We start from the raw sequence: 6,596 nt of genomic DNA on the forward strand, positions 1-6,596 counted from the left end.
TAGACCCCGTTGACGTATGAGCGGCTAATCAACACCGCGAGCTGGCGAGCACACGGAACCGAGCCTAAAGGACTCGGCTACGCGGAGTATGACGCGATTAAAGCTACTGCGCTTCGATGCTGTAGAATTTGGTGGCGCCTGGATTTGTAGGCGTCCAGATCAATTGGCCGTCGACTTCTTGAAAGCTCCCCTGCCCTGGCAACCATTCAATCAAATCAGTGCTCTCAAAGACGTCCAACTGTAATTGAAAGGATCCATCGACTTGCTCTAATGTTGGCTTGCCCAAGGCGAGTCCTCGTAATTGAGCTTCCTCATACAAATTGTAGTCCTGTGGGTTGTCTTGAACTTCAGCGAGTCCGCTACGATAGCGATCATCGTAAAACACATTAGTGCCCCGAGCAATCAATGCTTCCAGCAGTCGCACGGTATCCGAATTCTCGCGTAGATCGAGCGGGTTGCCATCGAGCATGAGATAGTTCAGAGCGCGCATCTGTAACAGCGGCGAAACATCAGCCACTTGATTATTCTTTAAGTAAAGACGCTCCAAATTAGTTAATCCAGCGAAGCTCGATAGATCGGTGACCGCATTCTCCAACTCTGGGAATACCTCGGGGGCATTGGATAAATCGATCAACCCAAGCCGCTCTAAATCAGCGAGCACAGATGGATCGGAAATAATATTGCCAGCAAGAACTGCCACTTCGAGCTCTGAGGCCAATGCAAGCGAGTCAATATCTTCAATCGCATAGCCCTTCGCCACCAAAAGCCTTAATGCCTCCCAATCGGCTTGAGTGATTGCTTGATCGGGACTCAGATTCAGCTGATTTCGGATCGCCCTCTCCAAGCCTGCGTCGCTGATGTGATTCCAGATATCACGCTGATCGCTCACGTCAAAATCGGTGTGTTCAGGCATCTGCTGCAACACAGCATCCACCGAACTGCCTTCGCGAGTGTCGAGATAATTGCCGCTGAGATTCACATTTTGCAAAGTCTGAATTTCAAGCAGGACATCAATATTGCTCACGCCTTGGCCTTGAAGATTTAACTCCTCTAAAGAGCTCAAGCCAAGCAGCGGTGATAGATCCTCGATCAAACGAAGCTCTGTCTCGTCCTCACGTGCTAAGGTAAGTGAAGTCAGATTCGATAAATTCGAAAGCGGGCTCAAATCCTGCGCGTAGCAATTGGAAAGATTGAGTGTTTCTAGATTATAAAGAATTTCCAAGCCAGTGAGATCCGTGACAGGCTCCGTGAGATGCAAGTTCTTAATTCGCGCTAACTGACCACCTGACATTCCTTGACCATCGCCTGCTCTAAAGTAGTCAGCTAGCACAGGGTCCGGGAATAAACGATCCCAATCAGTGCGGTCTGTTCGAGCCTCAATGTTCACTCCGCGAGCTTCCAGTTGCTGAGCAAAGATCCAAGCCGGACTCGCGGCACCGTAGGCACCGTAGGCACCATCATCCATAAGCAGAAAATTATCCTCTAAATTGACACTGCTCAGAGTGGGGCAATCTAAGAGCGGTTCAATATTTGAGATGTGATTCCCACGTGCATTGAAAGTGCTCAAGCTCGAGAGCGTCGTCAGCACGGAGAGGTCGGAAACCGCATTGTAAGTACCTTCCTCCCAATAACCTTCATAATAATAATAGTCGTCGCCATTAAGGTCGAGTGTATGTAGCAATGGCAAGCCTGCTAAAGGGCTTAAGTCAGTGATGCGGTTGCCCCCCACGTTTAATTGCTCTAGATTCTGAAAAATCCCGATTCCATCGAGACTGCTAATGCCGTGATCCTCTAGTTGCATCACACTGATATCTAAACTGAGAAGATCTTCTGCCTCCAATGCGGCGTAAAGTGAAGGCGACAATATTCGCGAAAACTGCACATCCCCACCAGTCACAACCGCAATTCCAAATGCCTCCAGTCTCGCAACAATCGAATCACCGGACTGCAGAAGCGTATCCTCAACATTAACCGAAGCAAGTGAAGGCAGAGAGCCTAGCAGCGAGAAATCGGTGGCTCCACAGCCTTGCAGGTTGAGAGATTCTAAAGACCACAAGTTAGCCAAGGGGCTGAGATCCTTAAATGGATTCCCCTCTGGGTATGCATCCACATCCACACCGAGGTCTAAATGGGTCAGCTTTGTTAGCTCACTCAATGGACTCAGATCAGCAATCAGATTATCATCAAGCGATAAGGACTCCAAGTTGGTGCACAATTCCAAGCCTCGTAGGCTTTGAATACCACGCCCTGAAGCATCTAAGTCAGTCAGATTTTGCTGCAATTGACTCCACCCCACACCATCCCCCACTTGCTCACGAATCGCGGCGGCCAATGCGGGCTCGAAGAGAAAGCTGTAGTCACCCAGAGGCGATTCTCCCAGTGTCACATCGACCTCACGAGCCCTTAGGACTTTATAAATCCAGTAAGCGGGGTTTTCGGAATCATCGGAGACATAGGTGCTCGAAAGGTTCACGTCTTGCAAGAGAGGCAAGGCCAGCAGCGCCTCAATATCCAGCAGGTAGTTATGACTGAGGTCTAAATCTTGTAAGCTGCGAATGGAGGCCAACGGCTCAGCATCAAATCGGCTGCCTCGAAACAGACTGCAATAAGCCAGATTCAAGTCCTGCAGTTGCAGCAAACCAGCCAATGGCGACAAATCTTCCAAGGGGTTGGAGCTTAGATTCAAATCATCGAAACGATAGGCCAAGTCGATATTTCGCAGTGAGACGATACCTTGCTCTGCCGCGGACAAACTTGTCAGTCCCTCGATCGCATTTAAAGAAAGAGCCCCCTCCCCCCAGCCGACTTCAGCCGCCAGCGCACTGCCCAAAGCAGGATCAAAAACGCGCCACCAATCTTCGCGTTCACTAGAAGTCGGTGCTAGAGAAAATTGCTGCGCGATTTCTTGAGCGCGCATAGCGCGAGGACTTTCAGAAGCCCCCCGCATGATCAGGTCTGCGGCAAAAGTGCCATCGATAAGTAGCGAAGATAAGGAAGGCAAATCGAGTAAAGGGTCCAAATCTAAGACGTCCGTATTCTCGATGTTCAAGTTATTCAGTAATAAACTACTCGCGAGCGGCGAGAGGTCCGAGACACGATTGATCGGCCATTGAGCAAGATCGCTGTTGCTCAAATCAAGCTTAGTCAATGTAGGCACTTCTGAAAGAGGAGAGAGATCGCTGATGGCCTGATCGGGCAAATTCACTTCTTCAAGTTCCAGCAGGTATTGGATCCCCGTCAGCCCAGCGATCGGCCTGAGGTCATCACGTGTCGCGCTGAGCGTCCGAACATAGCCTAGATCATTCAAGTTCAAAGCATAGTCGTCGCCCCCTCCCAAAGCCTCGACTAAAACGTCCGCCAGCTCTGGTGCGAAAAGGCACCACCAGTCCTCTCGATTGATGGCCAAATAGTTTAAACCACCTCCTGCGGCTTCCCAAGCGGATAGTTGACGGTACAACTTTCTGGTAACCGAATTATAATGTAAGGAACTCCCCAGCCCCGCTTGATACAATTCTGCAGCAAATGTGCCCCCAATGTTTAATTGGCCTAGTGACTGAAGTGAGAGCACTGGCGAAAGATCCGCGACTGGATTGTCGTCCAAATAAAGCGTGCTGAGCTTCGTCGCATCAGCCAATGGTTTGAGATCTGTAATCGCATTGTCATTCAAATTCAGAATCACCACCTGATACGCGAGCTCCATGCCACTGAGATCACGGATACCTGCTTGTGAAAATGAGAGATCAGTCGCCTGCTCCAGATCACTTAATTCAACTTCTCCTCTAAAATCATCGCGCCAAGCTAGAGCGAGCGCAGGTTCGAAGATGCGCCACCAGTCGTTACGGCTTTCACCATCAAAGATAACTTGCACACCGGATGCTTCAAGTAAGGCCACCTCTTCACGAATCGCGATCGCGACAGGGTTCTCCTCATCACCATAAGAGTACAACTCGTCGGCGAAGGTGCTGTTCAGCTCCAAGTATTGCAAGAAGGGCACATTGCAAACTGGACTGATGTCGAGAACGTTTGTCCCCATCAAGTAAATCTCCTCCAGGGCAGGGTGCCCTGCAAGCGGCGACAAATCACTCAATCGGGGTTCTGTGTCGTGCATCTCATAGTGAATGACGGATACGCGATACAAATTAGGTAGATATTTAAGTGGAGCTATGTCTGTGACGCCTTGCTCAATGAGTTTCACCTCCTCAAGCTGCCATGCGTATTGGAGGCCGGAGAGATCGGTGATAAAAAACTCCTCGTCGTAACGAGCATCCACATTGAATTCTTTCAGCTGCTGAAGCTGCGAAAAGGTGAGCTCGCCGCCGTCGACATTTAAATAGTCACGAATGGCTGCCGCAGTGTCTTCGGCAAAGTGTAAATGCCAGTCGTCACGCGCGGTCCAGCCATCGTTGATCACGTTCACACCTCGACGCTCTAATTCGGCCACCACGGCACGCAACTCGATGGCAGCAGGCATCTCCTCGCTTGCATTTGCTAAAAGCTCCGCGGCGCCCGTATCGGTGATGTCCACTTCATGTAACGAGCGCAGACTCAAGAGCGGAGAAAGATCGACGACGGGATTATTCGTAAGATCGACTTCCCAAAGCTGAGGCAGGTCTGCCAACTCGGAAAGATCGACCACGTTTTGATTCGGAATCCGCAAGACCTCTAATTGATCAAGCAAGGAAAGTCCGCGTAAATCGCTAAGTTCGAGTCCGTCAGCTTCAGGATAGTTAGCATCAAGCGTAGACACACTGCCGAAGCTTTCGAGAGCTGAACCGATCCAAGCGGCAATTTGAGGATCAAATTGATGATGCCAGCCAAAGTTCGCATGCAATGAGGCGCCAACATTTGTCCCGAAACGCTGCTCAAGTCGAGCGACTGCTCGTAGTAAGTCGAAGCCTTTAGCGCTGTCGAGTTCAGCGGCACTCGGCAATCCCTCCAGTTCAAGTTGCCGCAAAGAAAGCTGCTCGAGCGCGGAAAGATCGAGTATCGGTGAGTCGACAACTCGCAGATACTCGAGATCGTCGAGTCCCATCAAAGGGCTGAGGTCTGCGATATAGCTTTGCTCAATGGAGAGGCTCTGCAGGTTACTGGCACGCTCGATTCCCTGCAATGACAGCACAGGCGTATTTAATAAACTTAAATCGTTGAGGCGGTTCCAATCATCGTCATCCAAAAAGACTGGGGAAGCTGCCCCAAGTGCCTCGGCGACTGCCCACTCCAATGGCGTGCCGCCGTGCGTAATACCAAAGAGCGCAGAATCCGTAGAGGTGACATCTACATATTGCCAACTAGTCGAAGCGTGAATTTCGTGGTCAATAAAACTGGCTGAAGTTTTCAAGCGACGATCGTACAAAGTCGAAAAATCGCCCGTCGAGTTAGGCGTTTTGACAGCTTTAGAAACAAAAGGATAGATAGAGCCTGATTTGTCGGCCCCAAAAGGAATAGACGAAGCTGACGGCGCTCGAATCGCGAGGCCTGAGTGATCCACCGCACTCAGCTCAAAATCGAGAATGGGCATGGATGCAAACGATGAACTGTCCATCGCTACGATCGCTGCTGTCGTGCCCCAGAGCTTAAAATCCCCCAAGGTGCTCACCACTGCAAAGATCCCCTTACCGGCAGCAACACGGACGGCATATCCGTCAAATTCAATGTCGCCTCTGAGCTCAGGCACCTTTGCTTTTAGCGGATCATCCCAGCCATTGACCGCAGTCACGAGATTCCCGCCCACAGTCAGCGCAATTAAACTATCATGCGAAGTCTCAATCTGCTGCACAGCGTGGAGGCCGTCCACCGCATCGACAGCCCAGAGCTCTGCGCAATAGTGAATATCGCCTTCCGCGTCGATACCAAAGACCCCGAAAGGTGCAACCTCGATGTCCACAATGCCCCGCCATTCACGAGGATGGGTGCCGGCCCATTGCTCGGAACCGTATAAAAGCTGCTGTATGGAATCCGCCTGTGCCGACCAATCCAGCACACGCCCGTCCCCTTTTAACACCAGCACAAACTCGGATCCAGGATAACCGCCCGCATCGATCGCCACGGCTTGATCCGTTTCGGGGAAGCGTTGAAAATCGCCCCAGGTGCTAGTGGTGCCAATCATCAATGGCGTGCCGTGATCTGGTGTCAGCTCTGGGTTCGTGACCGACCAGGTCCCCGCATAACGTAACTCAATCGCATCAATAAAGCCATCTTCATCCTGGTCTGGAAAAACGTCCGCGATCGACTGAGAAACGATCAATAAAGAAAGAACCCCAACGACTGGGATCCGATGCAAAAGGGGAAAGCTAGGCAACATACCCTAGCTTTTACCCTAGAAGTAGAGGCCTTGAAAAGAAAAAACGTTATTACAACATGATATTCCAGTTAGCAAATGCGAATACCGCTTACAACTTCCATCACATGGACTTCTCCCAACTGCTGCTTTTAAACGAGTAATATACGATACGTGCTTAGAACTCATCTAAACGCGGTCGGGTGCTAAAGCGCTCGCAATGTATTCGCAAGCAAGTGGCGGGGTGCTTTAGCCCCCGTTGCGGCTCGCAGGCGGCCCAACCTCAGCATAACGAAACCGAGGCTAAAGCGCTCGGCTA

At 50.8% G+C, this 6,596-nt stretch carries 1 protein-coding gene; it reads right to left on the minus strand.

What is annotated here, in order from left to right:
• Window positions 1-103: 103 nt before the first annotated feature.
• On the minus strand, window positions 104-6,280 hold the full coding sequence (locus QEH52_RS18855) for a leucine-rich repeat domain-containing protein (RefSeq protein WP_308952510.1): 6,177 nt from the start codon (window positions 6,278-6,280) through the stop codon (window positions 104-106).
• Window positions 6,281-6,596 lie beyond the last annotated feature (316 nt).

It is taken from the genome of Thalassobacterium maritimum (assembly GCF_031127805.1).
GTDB classification, from domain to species: domain Bacteria; phylum Verrucomicrobiota; class Verrucomicrobiia; order Opitutales; family Coraliomargaritaceae; genus Thalassobacterium; species Thalassobacterium maritimum.